The organism is Polyangium sp. y55x31 (assembly GCF_029946505.1).
Taxonomy (GTDB): Bacteria; Myxococcota_A; Polyangia; order Polyangiales; family Polyangiaceae; genus Polyangium.
Window position 1 is genome coordinate 56,775 of sequence record NZ_JARZHG010000011.1, and the last position, 19,569, is coordinate 76,343.

The 19,569-nt window shown below is 68.1% G+C and carries 13 protein-coding genes; 6 read left to right on the forward strand and 7 right to left on the reverse strand.

Annotated elements, in window-relative coordinates:
- Positions 1–10: 10 nt before the first annotated feature.
- The gene (locus QHF84_RS20630; RefSeq protein WP_281315055.1) at positions 11–1,732 is read left to right on the forward strand and encodes a class II glutamine amidotransferase; all 1,722 of its coding nucleotides are present in this window, start codon (positions 11–13) and stop codon (positions 1,730–1,732) included.
- Between the two features lie 3 nt (positions 1,733–1,735).
- Here the strand turns inward: QHF84_RS20630 and QHF84_RS20635 are convergent, their stop codons facing one another.
- The 4 genes from QHF84_RS20635 to trpS all read right to left on the reverse strand — a co-directional run bounded on the left by QHF84_RS20635 (position 1,736) and on the right by trpS (position 6,215).
- Positions 1,736–3,511, reverse strand: a complete 1,776-nt coding sequence (locus tag QHF84_RS20635; RefSeq protein WP_281315056.1) for a PAS domain-containing sensor histidine kinase — start codon at positions 3,509–3,511, stop codon at positions 1,736–1,738.
- Between the two features lie 84 nt (positions 3,512–3,595).
- On the reverse strand, positions 3,596–4,150 hold the full coding sequence (locus tag QHF84_RS20640; RefSeq protein WP_281315057.1) for an LOG family protein: 555 nt from the start codon (positions 4,148–4,150) through the stop codon (positions 3,596–3,598).
- 472 nt (positions 4,151–4,622) lie between these two features.
- The gene (locus QHF84_RS20645; protein ID WP_281315058.1) at positions 4,623–5,165 is read right to left on the reverse strand and encodes a GrpB family protein; all 543 of its coding nucleotides are present in this window, start codon (positions 5,163–5,165) and stop codon (positions 4,623–4,625) included.
- A 15-nt stretch (positions 5,166–5,180) separates the two neighbouring features.
- Positions 5,181–6,215: a tryptophan--tRNA ligase gene (trpS, locus tag QHF84_RS20650; protein ID WP_281315059.1), complete on the reverse strand. Its 1,035-nt coding sequence runs from the start codon at positions 6,213–6,215 to the stop codon at positions 5,181–5,183.
- Between the two features lie 94 nt (positions 6,216–6,309).
- On the opposite strand from trpS, the gene QHF84_RS20655 reads away from it, so the two are divergent.
- Positions 6,310–6,936 carry a hypothetical protein gene (locus QHF84_RS20655; RefSeq protein ID WP_281315060.1) on the forward strand — a complete coding sequence of 209 codons (627 nt, stop codon included), beginning with the start codon at positions 6,310–6,312 and terminating at the stop codon, positions 6,934–6,936.
- A 97-nt stretch (positions 6,937–7,033) separates the two neighbouring features.
- Here QHF84_RS20655 and QHF84_RS20660 read toward each other — a convergent pair whose 3' ends face one another.
- Complete coding sequence (locus QHF84_RS20660) at positions 7,034–7,249, reverse strand: hypothetical protein (RefSeq protein WP_281315061.1); 216 nt, start codon at positions 7,247–7,249, stop codon at positions 7,034–7,036.
- Here QHF84_RS20660 and QHF84_RS20665 point away from each other — a divergent pair.
- Entirely contained in the window at positions 7,248–8,588 is a 1,341-nt protein-coding gene (locus QHF84_RS20665) for a TIM44-like domain-containing protein (protein ID WP_281315062.1), read from the forward strand. The two genes, QHF84_RS20660 and QHF84_RS20665, sit on opposite strands and share 2 nt — an antisense overlap.
- Before the next feature lie 358 nt (positions 8,589–8,946).
- Here the strand turns inward: QHF84_RS20665 and QHF84_RS20670 are convergent, their stop codons facing one another.
- Together QHF84_RS20670 and QHF84_RS20675 are read right to left on the reverse strand one after the other, a co-directional pair.
- Positions 8,947–12,198, reverse strand: a complete 3,252-nt coding sequence (locus tag QHF84_RS20670) for a CARDB domain-containing protein (RefSeq protein ID WP_281315063.1) — start codon at positions 12,196–12,198, stop codon at positions 8,947–8,949.
- A 69-nt stretch (positions 12,199–12,267) separates the two neighbouring features.
- On the reverse strand, positions 12,268–14,559 hold the full coding sequence (locus QHF84_RS20675) for a glycoside hydrolase domain-containing protein (protein WP_281315064.1): 2,292 nt from the start codon (positions 14,557–14,559) through the stop codon (positions 12,268–12,270).
- A 141-nt stretch (positions 14,560–14,700) separates the two neighbouring features.
- On the opposite strand from QHF84_RS20675, the gene QHF84_RS20680 reads away from it, so the two are divergent.
- Genes QHF84_RS20680 through QHF84_RS20690 form a run of 3 tightly spaced genes read left to right on the forward strand, consistent with a single transcriptional unit; the run spans position 14,701 to position 19,566 of the window.
- Positions 14,701–16,407 (forward strand): hypothetical protein, encoded by a 1,707-nt coding sequence (locus QHF84_RS20680; protein ID WP_281315065.1) that lies wholly within the window; start codon positions 14,701–14,703, stop codon positions 16,405–16,407.
- A 48-nt stretch (positions 16,408–16,455) separates the two neighbouring features.
- On the forward strand, positions 16,456–18,003 hold the full coding sequence (locus QHF84_RS20685; RefSeq protein WP_281315066.1) for a hypothetical protein: 1,548 nt from the start codon (positions 16,456–16,458) through the stop codon (positions 18,001–18,003).
- Between the two features lie 18 nt (positions 18,004–18,021).
- Positions 18,022–19,566, forward strand: a complete 1,545-nt coding sequence (locus QHF84_RS20690; protein ID WP_281315067.1) for a hypothetical protein — start codon at positions 18,022–18,024, stop codon at positions 19,564–19,566.
- Positions 19,567–19,569 lie beyond the last annotated feature (3 nt).

Here is a 19,569-nt window from a genome sequence, read left to right on the forward strand (position 1 = left end):
CACTCCCCCGATGCCGAACCTCCTCGCCATGTCGTTCGAGGGCGAGCTCGCGCCTTGTTTCGACCTGCGCTGCCTCCACCCGGGCTCGAAGCGCCCGCCTGACGGCTGGGGCCTCGGCTACTACCCCGGCGGCGAGCCCAGCGCCTCCGTCCTCAAGGAGCCAGCGCCGCCGCACGGATCCATCCGCAGCGAGCTCGTCAAGGCTTGGGAGCACCTCGAAGCCTCGCTCTTCGTCCTCCACATCCGCACCGCCACGTGGGGCGCGATCAGCGACGCCAACACCCAGCCCTTCTCGCGCAGCTATGCCGGCCGCGACTGGCTCTTCTCCCACAGCGGCAGCCTCCGCCATCGCCTCGAACGTTCGACCACCAAAAGTCTCTTCGAACCCACAGGCTCCACCGATAGCGAGCTCGTCTTCTGCGAGCTCCTCGCCTTCTTCGCGCAGAACGGCTGGCGCAGCATCGGCGACGCCGATCCCTCCGCCGTCCGCGCCTTCTTCGAGCGCATGGGCGCGCATGGCAACATGAGCTCCGTCCTCACCGACGGACGCGACCTCCTCGCCTATGCCGACGCCCACGGCGAGGGACACCTCCACCTCGGCACCATCCGCCCGCCTTACGAAAAACTCGTCCTCGAAGACGCCGACCTCCTCCTCGATCTCGGCCGCCGCGGCGTCGAGGCGCAGAAGGGCGTCCTGGTAGCCTCGAACCCGCTCCAAGGCTCCGGCGCCACCTGGAAGGCCATGTCCTCGGGGCACCTCCTCGTCGTCCGGCAAGGCGCCATCATCGTCGACATGCCCCCCGGCCAGGCCACCGTGCAGCGCGCCGCCGGCCGTGATCTCCAGCGCCCCGCGCCCGCCGAGCCGCGCCGCTTGTCGATCGTCCACCGCACCTCGTACCGATACGACAAACCCGTCGAGCGCAGCTCGCACATGCTCCGCCTCACGCCGATCCACGACCGCCTGCAGACGCTCCACACCTGCGACATCACGCTCTCGGTCGACGGCAAGCAGCGCGACTACGACGACGTCTTCGGCAACCGCGCGCGAAAAATCGTGATCGAGCAGAGCTACACCGAGCTCGTCATCGAAGCGCGCTCCGAGGTCAGCCTGCTCGACACCGAGCCCTTCGGCCTCCGACCCTTCCATGCGCGGAGCACCATCCCGCTCGTGTGGATGCCCTGGCAAAGGCAGGTCCTGCAGCCCTACCTGCTCCCGCCCGAGCTACCCGAGAGCCAGCTCGAAGTGCTCGCCCGCTACGCCATGACCTTCGTCGAGCGCAACGACTACGACCTCGTCGACACGCTCTTCGACCTGAACCAGACGATCCACCGCGACTACCTCTACCAGAAGGGATCCACGAGCCTCTCGACGACGCCCTACGAGGTCTACACGCGGCGCACCGGCGTCTGTCAGGACTTCGCGAACCTCTTCATCTGCCTCGCCCGCCTGCTCAGCGTCCCGGCGCGTTACGTCTGCGGCTACCTTTATACGGGCCCGAAACATCCGAACCACAGCATGGCCGAGGCCTCGCATGCGTGGGTGCAGGTCTACCTGCCCGAGGTCGGCTGGAAAGGCTTCGACCCGACGAGCGGCGTCGTCACGCAGACCGATCACGTGCGCGTCGCCGTCGGCCGCAGCTACGTCGACGCGACGCCCACCTCGGGCACGATCTACACCGCCGGTGTCCGCGAGACGCTCGACGCCGCGGTCCACGTCACGCCGATCGAGTGACGATCAAGGCGCGACCGGCAAGAAGAGCCGGAGGCGCGTCCCTTTGCCCGGCACGTTCTCCACGTCGATCCGCCCGCCGTGGGCCGAGACGAAGCTCTCCGAAAGAGAGAGCCCCGGCTCTGCGGCGCGATCTGCGCTGCGCCCGCTCCCGAACACCTCCAGGCAGACCATCCCGGCCTCCGCGGGCGCGAGCACGATGCGCACCTCGTTCGCCTTCGGATCTCCCGCCGGCAGCGCGCGTGCCGTCCGCAGCAAGAGGTCCACGAGCAAGAGCGCGATCCCTGCCGGCTCTGCCGCGACGAGCGGCACATCGGCCACCTCGCACGAGACACGCGCGCGCATCGCCATCGCGCCGCTCGTGAGCATGAGCGCGGCCTCCACCGCGCGCTTGATGTTCGTCTTCGGCGGCGTCTCCCGCGACGCTTCGCCGAGGATCCGCATGTCGCGCACGATCGAGGCCATCCGCTTCGCCCCGAGCGCGGCCTCGTCGAGCGCCTTCGCCACGTCCTCGCTCTTCGACGCGCCGAGCGCCTCGGACACGAAGCCGATGTTCCCGATCAGGAACGAGAGCGGATTGTTGAGCTCGTGCGCGATGCCTGCGGAGAGCGCCGCCGCCGTGGCGAGCCGCGCCTCGGCCTCGCGTTGCCGATGCTCCGTGATGTCGCGCAGGATCGACACGAGCAGCCGCTCTTCCTTGCGCACCGCGAGCAGCGTCCGCTTCTCGACGAGCACCCGCAGCGAACCATCCGGCGCCTTGATCATCACCTCGCGCTCGTCCGCGACCTGCGGCCACCGATCCGGCCCTCCGCCCTTCGGCGCCGGCTTCAGCGCGTCCGCCGACTGCCCGAGGACCTCCTCGCGGGATCGCCCGAGGAGCGCGCAGAACGCGCGGTTCGCGATCGTGAGCCGCCCGGTGTCGTCCTCGACGGACAGCGGATCCGGGATCGCGTCGATGATGGCGAGCCGCGCCTCGGCTTCGAGCTTCTCGTGCTCGGCGTGGATCATCGCGGTGATGTCGCGCGAGACGGTGACGAACTCCTCGATCACGTCCGTGCGCGGATCACGCACGGGCCGGCTGATCGTCTCGAGCCACGCGTACTCGCCGTCCTTGCGCTGCAGCCGGATGATCGCGCCCGCGACCTGCGCGCCCGCGTCGAGCGCGCCGAGCGCCTCGAGCAGCTTCGAAACATCCGACGGATGCAGGATGTCGAGGATGCTCGACCCGAGCAGCTCATCGGGCTCGTACCCGAGCACGGTGCGACAAGCGGGCGAGATGTAGAGCCGGACGCCGCCGGGCGAGAAGCGCGCGAGGATCTCGGTCGAGCTCTCGGCGAGGTGGCGGAACCGCTGCTCGCTGCGCTCGGCGTGCCGGAGCGCATCGCCGAGCATGGCGGCCCGCACGGCGTCTTTTTTTCGTTGCGCGACACGCCGAAACAAGAGCCCCACGCGCGACGCGATGAGGCGCTCGTCGTTCGGCCAGAGCATGAAGTCATCGACGCCCTCGTCGCAGAGCGCCTCCACGTGCTCGGGCGTGGTGGCCATCGCGAGGACGACGGGCCCGCCGTCCGGGGCGCTCCGGAGCGTGCGACAAGCGGCCAGGATCGAAGCAAAATCCTGCTCGTCCTCGGACGTCAGGAGCACGGCGATCCCGATCCCCGCGCTCGACGCCGCCGCGAGCTCCAAGGCAGGCACGACGGCCACGTCACTGCACTGATCCCGAAGCAACCGCTCGAGCGGTTGTGGATCTGCCTTGGAAGAAGCGACGAGCAAAGCCTTCATACGCGAAAACCCCGCACATCCTGCCACACTTTGGGGGAGGGTGTCGCCCTCGATGATTTGGGGAGGTGTCGCGCTCGTCCGGCTCTAGCCGGCGGTTTGGCGGCTGGCTCGCTCGGCGAGCGCGGCGACGACCTGACGGATCGCGTCCGTGCCGCTGGTGGCGGGGATCACGTAATCGTCGGGTACGTCGGGGAATCGTTGCCTGTCGTCGATTCGGAGGCCGGCGAGCTCACCGCTCCAGCCTGCGATCTCCAGCGCCACGACGATTCGATCGTGGATCCAGGCCATGGCCATTTCCGACAGCGTCCCGGCGCCCCCGCCGACGGCGACGACGGCGTCCGCGTGCGCGACGAGCGCATTTCGCAAATGTCCGAGCCCGGTTGGAATCGCGATATCGACGTACGTATTGGCGGCGCGTGGGTCGTGCCCCGGAAGCAGCCCCACGGTATCGCCCTCTTTGTACCGCCCCGACGCACGCGCGCCCCGACAAGCGGCTTCCATGACGCCGCCGAGGCCGCCGGTGAGGACACGAAAGCCGACTTCCACAGCCGCACGACCGGCCTCGAAAGCGGCTTCGTACGCAGGAGATCCCGGGAGAGCGTTGCCGTCACCGATGATGGCGAGGAGGGGGCGGGGCATGGTCAGAGGGTGTGCCGTTCCAGGTAATGACGAAACATCAGGAAAAGGGGCGATTCCGGTCGAACGAAACGACGCGAGGAGTTCTTGCCCCTCGTCTCGTATCACCTGCCTACCCTCACGGTTCCTCGTTGACAAGACTTCCGTATACGGAGTCATGGAGGAAACCAGCGGCTTCCGCGCTTCGACTCCAGTTCGAGGCGATCGAGCGCATACTTTGGGATGGTATTGCGTCCTCGCGCCCGGGGAAGCGTCCACGCGCGGCGAAAAGAGCCGTCGGAACGTACAGAACCCCGTCTGCAAGCGTTGCAAGCGCCGATCAGAACGCCCGAAACCCGTCTGCAAGCGTTGCAAGCGCCGATCGGAGCGATCGGAACCCCGTCTGCAAGCGTTGCAAGCGCCGATCAGAACGCCCGAAACCCGTCTGCAAGCGTTGCAAGCGCCCCCCGGTGCGCCCGAACTCCTCTTTCCCCGCCTACCCTGCTGCCCCGCGCCCCGCCGCCCAGGCCAGCGCCCGCTCCCGCAGCCCTCGCACGAACGCATCCTTCGCCTGCGAATACGACGAAAACATCGTCGCCCCTTGCGCCACGGCCTCCTGCTTGTGCCGCGCGTACGCGAGGACCTCCGCCGGATGCGCCCGCAAATAATCCCGCACCGCGAGATTCGTCTCCCAGAACGGCTTTCCGTACTCCGTCACCGCCACGTTGAAATGCGGCGCCGTCCCCCGCTTTCGCAGGTAGATCCTCCCCGGCACGAAAATCTCGCCGAAATCCTCGTACCCGATGGCCACGAGCCCCGCGACGTGTGCCTTCGCCTCCTGCAAATCGGCCACCCCGACCAGGATGTCGATGATCGGCTTCGACACGAGCCCCGGCACCGCCGAGCTTCCGAACGGCTCGATCGCCACCACCACCGGCCCGAGCGCCGCCCGCACCCGCGCCGACTCCGCCTCGTATTCGAGGGGCCAGCGCGGGTCGTAGGCGACGATCGAAATCGGCTCGTCCACGTCCCCGCGCATGACCCCCCTCCCCGGCTACCCCTTCGCCGGCGGCGCCGCCGGCACGAGCCCGACCTTCCGGTACACCTTGGAGAGCGTCTTCCACGCCCGCGCCCGCGCCTTTTCCGCGCCCCGCGCGAGGATCTGCTCGAGGCCCGCCTTGTCCGCCATGACCTCTTCGTACCGCTTCTGGAACGGCTCCAGCGTCGCCACCACCACGTCCGCGACCTCGGACTTCAGATCGCCGTACCCCTTCCCCGCGAAATGCGCCTCCACCGCCTCCATCGACTGGTTCGTCAGCGCCGCGTGAATGGTCAGGAGGTTCGACACCCCCGGCTTGTTCTCGACGTCGTAGCGGATCTCCGTCTCCGAGTCCGTCACCGCGCGCTTGAACTTCCGGCGGATCACGTCCGGCGTATCGAGCACCGCGATGTAGTTGTCCGGGTTCGGGTCGCTCTTCGACATCTTCTTCGTCGGATCCTGCAGGCTCATGATCCGCGCGCCCATCTTGGGCACGAAGATGTCCGGGGTCACGAAGGTCTCCGAGTACCGCTGGTTGAAGCGCTGCGCCACGTCCCGCGCGAGCTCGAGGTGCTGCTTCTGGTCGGCCCCGACCGGCACCAGGTTCGCCTGGTAGATCAGGATGTCCGCCGCCATCAAGACCGGGTACGTGAACAGACCCGCATTGATGTTCTCTTCGTGCCGCGCCGACTTGTCCTTGAATTGCGTCATGCGCGACAGCTCGCCCATGTACGTCATCGTCCCGAGCACCCACGCGAGCTCGGCGTGCTGCGGCACGTGGGATTGGATCACGATCGTCGACGCCTCCGGATCGATCCCGCAGGCAATGTACTGCGCCGCGAACGACAGGCACCGGTTCCGCAGCTCCGCGGGCACCTGCGTCACGGTCAGCGCGTGCAGATCCACGACCAGGAAGACGCAGTCGTACTGGTGCTGCAGCTCGACCCAGTTCTTCAGCGCGCCCACGTAGTTGCCGAGCGCGAGCTGTCCGCTCGGCTGGATTCCCGACAGGATGACTGGCTTCTTCTGCTGCTGGGTCGACTCGCTCACGCGTGCCCTCTATCGCCGGACGCCCTCCGCGTCAACCCCTCGCATTCGTTCTTGCTACCGGGCAAAGGCACCTCTACCTTGCGGGCGGACGACGATGAACGCTCGGGATTTGCTCGATTCCAAGGCCAAGGACGAGGTCTCGCGGGTCATTCGGGAGCTCGAAGCGAAGACCTCCGCCGAGGTCGTCGTCGCCGTCCGCGCTGTCTCCGGCCACTACCGCCATACCGATTGGCTGGTCGGCTTCGTGCTCTCGCTCGTGGCGCTTTGCGTGTTCCTCTTTCATCCCGCGCCCTTCGACGAGGACCTCCTGCCTTTCGAGATCGTCCTCGTTTTCGCCCTCGGCGGATTCGTCTCGACGAATGTCCCGCCCCTCCGGCGCGCCCTCACGTCGCGGCGCCTGATGGCCGAGAACGTCCGCCGCGCCGCCTGCGCAACCTTCGTCGAGCGCGGCATCTCCCGCACCCGCGGGCGCACGGGCCTCCTGATCTACGTCTCCACCTTCGAGGAGCGGGTCGAGCTCGTCGGCGACATCGGCCTCGAATTCGACGCGCTCGGCGATGACTTCGCGGCGGCGCGGCGGCGCATCGAGGCATCGATCGAGAATGCGAGCGGGCTCCCCGCCTTCCTCGCCGCGCTCGGAGATCTCGGCGCCGCGCTCGGACGAACGCTCCCGCGCGCCGAAGACGACGAAAACGAGCTCGCGGACGAGGTGAGCACATGAAGCGGAAGAAGCATTTCGCGGCGCTCGCCCTCGCGGCCGGAGTCGGCCTCGCCGCGCCTTTCTTCGGAGGCGACGCGGCCGCGCGCCCGGGCGGCGGTCAAACCTTCAGCGGCCGAAGCAGCTCGTCGTCCTCGTCGTCCTCCTCCTCCTCGAACCGCTCGTCATCCCCGTCGCCGTGGAGCGGCTCGTCGGGGAGCCGTTCGTCCTCGTCCTCGTCCTCATCCTCGTCGCCGTCGTCGTCCTCCGGATCGAGCTCGTACAGCGGCGAATCCGTTGGTTTCTCGGGGCCCTTCGCGCTCGTCGTGCTCGTCATGGGGGCCATTTTTTTCGTCGCGAGCACCATCCTCCAGAAGCAACGCGAGCTCGAGCGCGGCTGGGAATCGAGCCTGCCGGATCCCCACGAGGAGCGCATGCAGGCCGCCCGGCGGCGCGAGCGCGAGCGCAAGCAAGCGCAAGCGCAGGCGCGCCGCCGGAACAACCATTCCTCCATCGAGTCCGCGCTCCGCGCCCTCGGGAGCAAGGACACGAATTTCTCGCGCGTCCTTTTCGAGGATTTCCTCTACGCGCTTTATGCTGAGGTCCAAGCCGCGCGTGGCAAGGGCACGCTCGACGCCCTCGGCAGCTACCTCGCCGAAGGCGCAATCGCCGCATATTCACCCTACCCTGCAGCCGAGGTCCGCGACGTCGTCATCGGCGCCATGCGATTCGAGGCAGTCGTCGCGCAGAGCAAGCCCGTCCGCCGCATCGAGCTCGTGGTCGGCTTCGAGGTGAACTACACGGAAGTCTCGGCCGAAGGCGAAGAGCAAAGCTTCTGGGTCTCCGAGAAATGGCGCCTCGTCCGGGACCCCGACGTAAAATCGCGTCCCCCCGAGAAAACGCGCCTCTTCGGCTGTCCGAACTGCGGCGCACCGCAAGACAAGTCCATCGGCTCGAAATGCCCCTACTGCGGCGCCGTCGCCTCCACGGGCGAGCTCGACTGGACCGTCTTCTCCATCGACATCGAGGCCCGCGAACCCCGCGGCCCCATGCTCACGGGCACGACCGAGGAGGTCGGCACAGACCTGCCGACCATCGTCGCGCCCGACACGAAATCAAAATGGTCCGCGCTGACGGAGAAGGACCCCGATCTCCGCTGGTCATCCTGGAAGGCACGCGTAGAAGCCATCTTCCAGGCCTTTCACGAGGGCTGGTCGAGCCAGAACCTCGCCCTCGTCCGCCCGTACCTCTCGGACCACCTCTTCCAATCCCAGCACTACTGGATCGACACCTACCGCAAGCAGAAGCTCCGCAACATCACGGAAGACGCACGCATCATCTCAATCGACCTCGCCCGCGTCCTCTCCGACGCCCATTACGACGCCGTCACCGTGCGCATCTTCGCCTCATGCCGCGATTACACCGTCGATGGAGACGGCAAAGTCGTCGCCGGCAGCGAGACGAAGGAGCGCGCCTACAGCGAATACTGGACACTCATCCGCGGCGCCGAACGACGCGGCACCCCGCGCGTCGATCCCGTCTGCCCGAACTGCGGCGCCCCAAACGCCAAAATCAACATGAGCGGCGCATGCAGCCATTGCAAAGCCCACATCACGGCCGGCGAATTCGACTGGGTGCTCTCGCGAATCGAGCAGGACGAAGTCTACAGGGGGTAATGCTTTTGTTGGAGCGTGGGCGCCGGGGCGCTGCCCCGGACCCCGCGGGGGCTGTTCGCCCCTCGACCCGAACCAGCGCAAGCGCTGGACTCGGGGGGTAAAAACTGCGCTACGCGCAGTTTTTACCACAGGCCGATGGCAAGACCTTGGAGGTGCGTTTCGCGCTGGCGACGGGGACGTTGCCGGTTGAACCGTCAGCGCTGCTGTCTTGGCTGGCAGGAGACTGGCCCGTTCGATGAACTGCGCATTGCGCAGTTCATCGACCCCGGGTCCAGCGCTTGCGCTGGTCCGGGTGCAGGGGCGGACAGCCCCTGCTGGGGCCTGGGGCAAAGCCCCAGCACAACGCTTCACGCGAAGATCAATTGATCCCGCAAACCACCTTGCCGTTTGCCTCGTCCTTGTTGTTTCCGTCGTTGCACTCTTGCACCGTGTTTTGCGGATCGACCACGGCGTAGATGAGCACGAGCAGGTTGGGCGGGAAGTTCGACATCTTCGACGTCAGCATCACGCTTTGCCCGGGATCCAGCGGGCCCGGGATCGTCTCCTCGTGGATGGGCGTGCCGCCCTGGTTGGGATCACCCGCGTAGAATCGCACGAGGATGTTGCTCGCAGGCGCCGAACCGTCGTTGTACACCGTCGCCGACACCGTCGGCGTTGGGCATCCGACTTCCGTGGCTGCGCCCACGTCGATGCGCAGATCTGGCTGCACTTCGCCCGGCGCTACCATTGCTTCGAGCGTGTTGTTGTCCTCGATGCATTCGCGCTCCTGGTTTGCGTCGTCCACGACCACGCGCACCTTCTCCGGCAGCGTCCCCGGCGAGTTGTTCGTCGCGTCGTAGCTCACCGTCACCAGGATGGATTGCCCCGGCTCCAGGCTCGTCCCGAGCACGGCCGTCAGCGGCGTCTGCGCGGCGTCTGCGTATAGCGGCTCGCTCGGCATTCCGTTCATCCACTCGCCGTAGAATGCGACGACCACGCCCGGGCCCACGCGCACGTCGCCGTCGTTGCGGATCTCGACCGTGATGTCGAGCTTCTTCGAGAGCTGCCCGCAGGCCGCGTCTGGCGACGACATTTGAATGCCTGGCACCCGGAGATCCGGCGCGACGCCGAACGAGCGCGGGTTCGAGCGGTACGTGTTGTATTCGCGGCCATTGTAGAGCTTCCAGCTCTCCGGCTCGAGCGCCGGGATTGCGCCGCTCTCGAGCACGTTCGTCACGTGGTAGGCGTGCTGGTTCCAGATGCGCCGCGCCGGCACCCAGGTGTCGCTCGTGTCGCCCCAGACTGCGATGCCGTTTGGATAGTTGTAGCCCACCGAGCACGAGCTCGAATCGTTGTTCGAGCAGAACACGATCTCCGCGTTGCCGTCGTTGTCGACGTCGGCGATGACCGGGTTTTCCGTGCGCGTGCGGCTCGGCGAGTGCTCCTTGAAGAGCACCTCCGACGTCGCGCCGTCGTAGATGCGGAACCAGCACTCGTCGTTGTAGATGACCTCGGCCGCGCCGTCGCCGTTGAAGTCGAAGACGCTGGAGGCCGTCACGCGGCTCGAGTCGTCCTCCGTGATGCGCTGCCAGCCGTTGTGCAGGCACACGCACGAGCCCTTCGCCGTGTTGCAGACTGCGCCCGCGCTGCATTCGGCGTCCGTCGTGCAGGCTGCGCCGGGCGTGCGGGCGGGATTCGGGTTCGCGGCGGCGTCGCTGATTCCCGTGGGCCACGCCGGGCAGCTCGCGGCCGTCGCTTGCAGGTCGATCATCATGTACCGCGTGCCGAATGCGGTGCCGATCTCGGGGAACCCGTCTCCGTCGAAATCGTCGACGTTCGGCGCGCCGCCGTTGTCGCCTGCGTTCAGGTTCGTGAATCGGCGTTGCGTCCCGGTCTCGCCATTGTAGATCGCGAGGTAGCCGCGCGAGATCAGGATGACCTCGGGCTTGCCGTCGGGCGTGTTGCCCGGGCCCGGCGCGGCGTCCTCGTCTGCGCCGAGGATGTCGGCGACGGCGCAGAAGCCCTCGCGTTGCGTGTTCGGCACCTTCGCGGCTCCATTGACCGCCTGCGCGTCCCAGACGACTTCGAGCTGGCCGAGGCAGAATGCGCTCATGTCGCCCGCCGCGCAATCGGCGCGCTTCGTCACGCCTGCCGGCGGCGTGGGGAATTTGTAGACCGTGCTGCCCGCCACGATCTCCTGCTTGTTGTCTCCGACGAGGTTCGCCACGCAGGAAATCGCGCCCTGCCCGTTGTTGCCGTTGACCGTGAGCGTGCCGGCGAACCGGTCGACGAACACGAGCTTGTTCGTCACCGGATCCTTGCCGACCGTGAAGACGAACCGGCCGACGACGATCTCGGCGAACCCCTTGCCGTCCACGTTCGCCAGCGTGATCGCGGGGACGTTGTAGCCCGCCGAGGGCAATTGATTGACGGCCGTCTGCGCGATGATGTCGCCCTTGTTGTCGAGGATCGCGACCCCGCCGGTCGACACGCCCGCCACGACCTCCGTCGGCATGACGATTTCGGGCACGCCGTCGCCGTCGAGATCACCCGCTGCGAGCGAGCCCGTCGAGTTCGCGATGCCTTGCGTGTTCGTCCACGCCTTGTTCAGCGGATCGCCCTCGTGCCAGACGTTCGTCCCGGCGTTGGCGAAATAATCTTTGCCCTTGTTCGGGCCGCCGCCGTGGATCGCGCGGACCACGCCGTCCTCGTCGGCCGCGGTCCCGTGGTACGTGGTGAACACGATCTCCGGGAAATCGAGCTCGTTGATGAGGCCGTCGCCGTTGTCGTCGTCGAGGTTCACGACGAGCGGCGTCATGCTCACCTGCGCCGAGCCGGCGAAGGGCGCATTGACGGCCACGTTGTTCGGCGCGACGCCGGTCCCGCCCCACTGGATCTCCTTCTTCGGCAGGACCTGCGAGAATGGCACGGGCGGCAGCGTGCAGGTCGCGGGTTTGCCCGTGCCCACGCATTGACCGACCTCGCAGGCCGTGTCCGCCGGGCAATCCCAGTCGTCCTCGCAGGGGCACGACGCGTCGCCCATGCCGGCGTCCGTGCACATGCTCATGTAATAGGACGTGCTGCCGCAGGTGAACTGCGCGGTCGTCCCGCTGCCGTTCGCCTGGCAGGCATAAAGCTCGTTCCCCATGCACGTCGTGGTGCCGGGGACGCAGGCGTCGTCGACGCAGATCGTGCCATTGCAATACTGGCTCGCCGGGCACTCGACGTCCTGCGTGCAGGAGATGTCCTTGCAGATCGCGCCGCCGCCGGGCGTGACCTCGCAGATCTCGGTCGGCAGGCAGTTCAGCATGCCGCAGTCGTTGTTCACGCAGCCGGGCATTCCATCCGGCAGCACCTCGCAGTGCTGATCCGGATTGCATTGGATGCCGACGCACAGATCCACGCCGCCGCCTTGGCCGCCCTGGCCGCCGGCGCCGCCGGAGCCGGCGAGGATGATTCCGCCGTCGCCGCCTTCACCGCTCGAGCCGCCGAGGCCGCCGGCGCCGCCTTGGCCGCCGCTGCCGGAGGGTGTCCCCGAAGTGGTTTGCTGCTGGGCCTCGCCGCCGCATGCGGCGGACAGCAAGGCGAGCAGCGGGAGTGCTGTCAGGAGAGAGGAGCTCGATCGTCGCATGACCGAGCAGGATATCGGAACGACGCGTCGCCGGAAATCAAGAAAAGGCCGCGTAAGACACGACGCGGCTCAAGGGACGGGCACGATGCTCATCCAGTTCAGCATCGTGTATTCGTCCTGCTGCCCGGCCTCCATCGTGACGTTGCCATCGGTCACTTCGACGACCACCGACCCGACGCGGTAAGGCTCGGCCGGCGTCGTGGCCACGGAGTCGAAGAGCGGCTGCCCCTCGATGAGGACACGATGCTTTTCGTAGGTGCCATCGTACCAGCCGATGGAGACCGTGACCTCGTACTTGCCCTTCGCGATATCCCAGTTGAACGTGTCGGTGCGCCCGTAATCGTTGTAGATCACGCTCTTCTGGAGCTCCGAGACGGGGGCGTCCGCGAGGTATTTGTACAGCATGATCCCCGGATCGCCGATGTACGGCCCGGACCAGCCGTAGCCTTTTTTCGCGTCGTAGGCCTCCCAGCCGATCTTGAGCCATTCGTGGCCGTCCACCACGAGCGGATTCGCGGCAGGCTGTCCGTTCGGGTCCTGGAAGTTGATGTAATAGGCGGCGCGCGGATGGGCGCCTTCCGGGGTAGAGTCGAGCGTCGGGCAGCCGTCGACCTTGCCTTCGAGGTAAAGCCCGAGCTCGTCGCGCAGGTGCGCGAGCGCGGAGGCGTCGCGCGTGAAGGAGGTCGGCGACGAGACCGCGCTCGCGGCCGAGAGGTCGCAACCCGCGGCTTGATCCGGCGTGGCGGGCATCGTGCCGCCGGCCGCACGGAGCAGGTATTCGAAATCCTCGGCGCCCTCGCGCAGAAGCTCCCAGCGAATGCTAGTCACGAGCGCGCCGTCTTCCGGCGGATACAGGAGAAACCCGTCGCCGTTCTGGTTCGTGCCCTGCGGCCGCGGATCCTGGTACGGATCACTCCCCCAGCCCGTGACGGAGTAATAAGCGAACCCGCGGATCCGATACTTCCAGGCGGCCCAGTGGGCGATACGCGTCTCGATGCCGGGGTGATCGATCGTGATGGGGTTGAAGTGCGGCGGGAGGTCGCCGTAGAGGAAATACCACCACACGGTCTCGCCGAGCGCCTGGCGCGCCTTCGCGTAGTCGGGATCGAAATGCGAGAGGTCGGCCCACCAGAGGTCGTAATGGCCGGACCCGATCGAGGCATGCTCGGCGATCTCGGGCTTCGGCTCCTCGCTGATGGCGATCCGCAGGTGCGGCGCGGCTTCCTTGGCGAGGTTCGCGAGGAACGCGGCGACGTCGTAATCCTCCGGCCCCTGCGGCTCGTTCTGCACGTAGTAATAGCCCTTGTCCTGCCAGCCCTTGGCCACGAGGTAGGCGTCGATCGCGGCGAGCAGCTTCTGCCACTCGGCGTTGTACTCGGGCGTCCCGAAATGGTCCGCGCCGCGCTCCTTGCCGCAGAACGTCTGCGGCCGCGGCGTGGAGTTGTCGACGAACTGCATGATCTGGAACGACGGAAACCCGATCCCGTTCCACCCGTCGCCGTCGATGTACGCGGGGCCGAGCTGGGAGAAGTCGTAGGCATTGTTCTCCTCCACGAACGATCCCGTCGCGCAATCGTAGTTGATGCCCCCGTTGTAATTGAGCCCGGCCGGCCAGGCGACGCCGGTCGGTACGAGGCGGTGCTCGTAGAAGAAGTCTTTCAGCTCGCGGACCTTCTCCAGGCTCTCGCCGCCGCCGAGGGCCTCGAAGCTCGTATTCCAGTTGCCATCGAAGCCGAGCTTCTCCGGAAGCTCGAAATCGTAGACGTGGAGCGTGACAGGGATGTCCTGCGCGGCGCCGGCGGTCGTGACCGTGAGCGTCGCGGTGTAATCGCCGGCCGCGGCCCCGGGCGGGACCCGGACGGTGATCCAGAACGGCTGATTTTCACCCGCGGAGAGGTCGTGCGAGGCGCCGAAGGTCGTCGGGTGGAGCGGATCCGGGACGAACGGGCTCACGATCGACGAGGGATCCGAGGGCTCCGTGATGTGGACGTACCCGACGCGGTGAATGCGGACGTCGTCGAGCGTGCCCGGTCCGGTGAAGGGCGTGAGCGTGATCGAGGCTTTCCCGGCGGCGTCGGGGCGGACGATGATCTGAAACGGCTCGAGCTCGTTCTTGGCCGCGGAGATGCGGATGCCGTCGCCGGTGCGGGAGGGCGGCGTGGCCTCGCGGAGGATCTTGTCCATGGGCGTCGCGGTCCAGAGCGTCGCGCCCGCGGGCGAGGGCAGGACGAAGGAGCGATCGCCCGACGGTGTGCAATCGGTGCAAGGCGGAAGCGGCGGCTTTCCATTGCCCGGCGGGCCGTCGGGGGAGCCGCAGGCGAGAAGCGAGAGCGCGAACCAGGCGAAGCGAAGGCGGGGCATCGGGACCTCCACCCCCGATGGTACGGCGGATCCGCGGGAAAACGCGAGGGATCGACGCTCGCCCACCCGAGCGCGTTCCGCCCCCCGCCGGTCTCTGCTATCACCTGCCCGCTCGCCCCGCCCAGTCCCCTCCAGAGCGTCGTGCGTTTCACTTCGAAAAACCTTTTTCCCCTGGCGATCGCCGCGGTGCTCGTGGCCTGCGGCGATTCTGCTTCGGCGCCCGCGGACGCCGTTCCGACGCGTCCCGCCGAGCCTCTCCCTCCCCTGCCCTCGCTGCCCGACGGCCTCACTGTGCGGCTCACGCCGCGGCCGGATCGCAGCGCGCTCGACGTCGAGGTCCACCTCGTCGGCCCCGCGGCTGCGCGCGCGAAGGAGCTCGCCATCGCCCGCGACTGGGCCGGCATCGACGGCATGGCCGCGCTCCGTGGCATTCGTGTCCGCGACGGCGAGGGCGTGATCCCCACGGATCCGGGCCCGGACGAAGGCCCCGATCGCACGCTCGTCCTCGGCCGCGCCCCGACCTCGCACCTCGCGATCACGTACGGCGTCGCCTCCGCGCCCAAGGACGCCGCGCGTTTCGCGCTCCACCTCGATCGCGAGCGCCTCTCCGGCGTCGGCCACACGTTCCTGCTCTTGCCCCGCACGAGCGAGCCGCTCGCCGTGCACGTGCAAATCCGCCCCGGCGCCCTCGCCCCCGGCGCCTCGGGCGCGAGCTCGTTCGGCGTGGGCGACGACGTCGAAGACCACGCGACGCCCGCCGATCTCGCGAATGCCGTCTACCTCGCGGGCCGTCTGCGCACGCTCGATTCGGCCGAGAAAGAGCGCCTCGTCCTCCTCGGACGTCCGGCCTTCGAACCGGAGGCCACGCTCGCCAGCATTTCCCGCGCCCACGCCGCACTCGCGCGCCTCTTCGGCGGCGCGCCGCGATCCGGCGCTAAAAGCGACGATTTTTCGTACCTCCTCGTCGCCGAGCCCGGGCTCGGAAAAGGCCACGACGGCGCGCTCCTCGGCCGCTCGTTTGGTCTCTGGATCGGCGACGATCGGCCCTTCGACGCCGCCGTCACGATCGCCGCGGCCCACGAGCTTTCGCACCGCTGGATCGGCGGCGCCGTCCGCCTCGTCGCCGAGGGCCGCGAGCAGGTCTGGTTCTCCGAGGGATTTTCCGTCCATTACGCGCGGAAGATCGCGTTCGCGGAAAAACTCATCAGCGGGCGCGACTTCGCGGCGGATCTCGAGCGTACGCTGGTGAGCGCGGAGGCGGATCTGCCAGCGCACGCGCGCTCGCGGAAGGACTATCAGCGCGGCGCGCTCTACGCCGCGGTCCTCGACGCCGCGTTGCGGAAGGCCTCGGGCGGCGAGCGTTCCCTCGATGATCTCGTGCGCGCCTTGCTCGATCGCGCCGCGACCGAAAAAAACGCCGATCTCCCGGTCTCCGCGCTCGGAGAGCTCGTCGCGCGCGAGCTCGGCCCGGCGCGCGGCGAGGAGCTCGACTGGGTCATGGTGCGTGGCCACGGCGAGATCACCCTGGACGAAGGCGCCTTCGGTCCGTGTTTCCACCGGGCTCGTACGAAATCGAAGGTCTACGAGCTCGGCTTCGACGAGGCGAGCCTGCGCCGCACGCCCGCGATGATCCGCGGCCTCGTCGCGGGCTCGGCCGCCGCGCGCGCGGGCCTCGAAGAAGGCGCGCTCGTGCTCTCGTCGAAGGTGCCGGCCGGGCGCGACGAGGAGACGGCCGAGCCCGTGGAGATCGTCGTCGCCGACCGCGGACGTGGTCGCAAGATCCGATTCGTGCCCGTGGCCGAGCGCCAGGTCGTCCGCTGGGCAGAAAAACCGCGCTGTCGCGATTGAAGCGCCCATCGACGGAGAGCCCGAACCGGGCGTACCATCGGCCCTGCCATGACAAACCCCGTCCCCGACGCGCCGCCCCCGGAGGCGAACGCGTATGCTCCCCCCACGGCGCCGCTGCGTGATCCGATCCCCGAGCGCGCGCCGCACGAGGTGACGCCCGCCCAGCGCCTCGCCGGCGGCCTGCTCATCGTGAACGCCGCGCTCGTGCTCATCGAAGCAGTGGCCCTGCCGGCCGATCCGAACCCGACGCCCCTCTCGTCGCCGGGCCGGAGCTTTTTGCCCGCGATCATCGACGTCGTGATCGGCATTTCTTTGCTCTCCAAGAATCGCAAGTTTTTGCCGTGGGCGGTCGTGCGCGTCGCGTTCGGGCTCGTCGTGCTGACGGCGCTGCTCGCGTTCAAGGATCCGTTCCTCGCGGTGATGCAGGTCGTGGTGAGCGGCTCGTTCCTGCTCCTGCTCGTCGGGGACGCCGGAAAACCCCGCATGGCCGTGGGCGGCGCGCTCTTCGGGTTCTACGTGCTCATCAGCGTGCTCGGCCTGTCCGCGACGCTGACGGGCACGAACCCGATCGCCGCATTCGTCTTGACCGCGCGGGGCGACATCGAGAGCACGCCGGCAGGCGTGGTCACGGGCGAGACGTCCCACTACCGCCTCCGCGCGCCCTCGGATCGCTGGCGGATGCGCAAGCCGGAAGCAGCGAAGAAGGACAACCCGCTCGCCGATCGCTGGATCTCGCGGCCCGATCTCGACGCGCACGTGCTCGTCATCGCCGAGAAGGCGCCGGGCATGCTGGTGCTCCCAGAGGCGCTCGCCGACGCCGTGATCCAGAACGGCAAGACCGCCGCGACGGCCTTCGAGCTCGTGAACCGCGCGCCCTTGCGCACGCACCCGGAGAACGGGCGAATGATCCACACGCGATCGACGACGAGCGGGATCGAGATCGAGTCCCTGACGGGCGTGGTGGCGACGTACGAGCACGGCTACCAGATCCTCGCATTCGCGCCGAAGAAGGCGTTCGCGGAGGCCGAGCCCGAGCTCCGCGCATTCGTGGAGTCGTTCGAGCTGCCGACAGACGAAAAGCCGGGCCTTCCAGCCGACGCCGAGGCGCTGCCGCCCGGCAAGCTCACAGGCGTGGCCACGAACTACACGCTGACACCGCCGAGCGATGCGTGGGCCCTGCGCAAGCCCGAGGCCGCGAAGAAGGACAACCCGCTCGCAGATCGCTGGCTGGTTCGTCCAGACAAGGACGCGCACGTCTTCGTGGTGGCCGAGCACGCGCCAGGCTCCGTGGTGGATCTCGAGCGGTACGCCGACGCGGTGGCGAGCTCGATCCTCGATCGCATGCACGGGACGATCGAGTCCCGCGAGCCCTTGCGCACGGATCCGAAGAACGCACGCCTGCTCCGCGTACGCGCCGAGGCAGACGGCATGAAGCTCGAGTACTACTACGGGCTCTTCGCGCGGGGCGATCGGGCGTTCCAGGTGATCGCGTTCGCCCGGACCGAGGTCTTCGCGAGCGTGAAGGACGAGCTCCTGAAGTCGATCGAGACGTTCGAGATGCCGCCGGAAAACGCGGCGGCGAGCACCAAGCGCTGAGGTAGCATCGAGGGCGCCATGACGAAGCGTGCTCCGCAGGCGCCCTCACCCGACGACGCAAACCTCTACGCGCCGCCGGCCGCGCCCGCGGCTCCGCCGGCCGCAAACCAGAACGCCGCGCGGGCGACGCCGGGCCAGCGGCTCGCGGGGGCGCTCCTCATCGTCAGCGCGGCCCTCTGGCTCCTCGAATCGCTCCTCGGGGGGCGTGGGCTTTTCGGGGGGCCATTCACGACGCCTCTGATGCGAGCGCTTCCGGTCCTCCTGGATGTCGTCCTCGGCGGCGCTTTGGTCCTCGGCCTTCGCCGGGTGGCGTGGCTCGCCGGCGCGCGCGTCGTGCTCGTGCTCGCCGCGTGGACGTTCATGCTCGTCGCGCGGGAGCACATCCTGGCGGCCCCCGCAATCGTGCTCGGGATGGCCTACCTGCTTCTGCTCGTGCGCGACGCGGGCAAGCCTCGGATGGTGGTGGGCGGCGTGCTCTGGGGGCTCTGCACGCTCCTCGACGTCGTCGGGCTTCGCGCGGCCGTGACCGGGAGAAACCCGGTCGCCGCGTTCGCGCAGATCCGCGCGGGGGAGATCGAGCCCGAGCCGGTGACGGTCGTGACGGGCGAGCAGTCGCATTACCGGCTGCGCTTGCCGTCCGGGGATTGGTACCTCCACACACGCGCGTCGACGCAGCGGGAGGGGCCCCTCGTCGACCGCTTCCTCTCGCGACCCGACGTCGACGCGCATCTGTTCGTCCTCGTCGAGAAGCACCACGGCCAGCTCCTCGCGCGGGACGGGCTCGCGCAGGGAGCCGTGCAGGCGGAGGCGAGGGATGCGCAGGCCTTCGAGTTCGTGCGTTCCAGGGCCATGCGGTCCCACCGGGAGGAGGGCCGGCTCCTCTGGATACGCAAGACGATGGCGGGGATCGAGACCGGGAGGCTCATCGCCGTGGTGGCGACGTACGAGTGGACCTTCAAGATCATCACGACCGCGCCGAGCCGGATCTTCCCCGAGATCGAAGCCGATCTCGAGGGCATCCTGGAGTCGTTCGAGCTGCCGACCGACGAGACACACGGCCTGCCGCCCGACGTGGAGCCGCAGCCCGTCGACGTGGTCGAAGGCGTGGCGGCGAAGTACAGGCTGAAGGCGCCGAGCGCGCGCTGGTTCCTGCGCAAGGACGCGGCCGCGAAGAAGGACAACCCGCAGGCCGACCGCTGGCTCGTGCGTCCGGACAAGGGCGCGCACGTGTTCATCATGGTCGAGGACCTGCAGGGCAAGGACGTGGGTGTCGATACCTATGCCGACGCGGCCGTCAAGCTCATCGAGGAGAAGCTCAAAGGCACGGTCGAATCACGCCTGCCTGTCCTTACGCACCCGGAGAACGGGCGCCTGCTTCGCTTGAGCATGGAGCAGGGCAAGAGCGAGATCGAGACTTACTACGGGGTCTTCACGCAACCGGGGCGCGCGTTCCAGGTGATCGCCTCCGCGCCGAGCGAGCGGTTCGCGAGTGTCGCGCCGGAGCTCGTCCGGTTGATCGAGTCGTTCGAGTTGCCGCCGGCGGACACGGCCGAAGAACGCTGAACT

What these genes read in the sequence shown, in the direction of transcription:
- QHF84_RS20630 (WP_281315055.1), top strand. Translation starts at nt 11, where the DNA reads ATGCCGAACCTCCTCGCCATGTCGTTCGAGGGCGAGCTCGCGCCTTGT.
- QHF84_RS20635 (WP_281315056.1), bottom strand. Translation starts at nt 3,511, where the DNA reads ATGAAGGCTTTGCTCGTCGCTTCTTCCAAGGCAGATCCACAACCGCTC.
- QHF84_RS20640 (WP_281315057.1), bottom strand. Translation starts at nt 4,150, where the DNA reads ATGCCCCGCCCCCTCCTCGCCATCATCGGTGACGGCAACGCTCTCCCG.
- QHF84_RS20645 (WP_281315058.1), bottom strand. Translation starts at nt 5,165, where the DNA reads ATGCGCGGGGACGTGGACGAGCCGATTTCGATCGTCGCCTACGACCCG.
- QHF84_RS20655 (WP_281315060.1), top strand. Translation starts at nt 6,310, where the DNA reads ATGAACGCTCGGGATTTGCTCGATTCCAAGGCCAAGGACGAGGTCTCG.
- QHF84_RS20665 (WP_281315062.1), top strand. Translation starts at nt 7,248, where the DNA reads ATGGGGGCCATTTTTTTCGTCGCGAGCACCATCCTCCAGAAGCAACGC.
- QHF84_RS20660 (WP_281315061.1), bottom strand. Translation starts at nt 7,249, where the DNA reads ATGACGAGCACGACGAGCGCGAAGGGCCCCGAGAAACCAACGGATTCG.
- QHF84_RS20670 (WP_281315063.1), bottom strand. Translation starts at nt 12,198, where the DNA reads ATGCGACGATCGAGCTCCTCTCTCCTGACAGCACTCCCGCTGCTCGCC.
- QHF84_RS20675 (WP_281315064.1), bottom strand. Translation starts at nt 14,559, where the DNA reads ATGCCCCGCCTTCGCTTCGCCTGGTTCGCGCTCTCGCTTCTCGCCTGC.
- QHF84_RS20685 (WP_281315066.1), top strand. Translation starts at nt 16,456, where the DNA reads ATGACAAACCCCGTCCCCGACGCGCCGCCCCCGGAGGCGAACGCGTAT.
- QHF84_RS20690 (WP_281315067.1), top strand. Translation starts at nt 18,022, where the DNA reads ATGACGAAGCGTGCTCCGCAGGCGCCCTCACCCGACGACGCAAACCTC.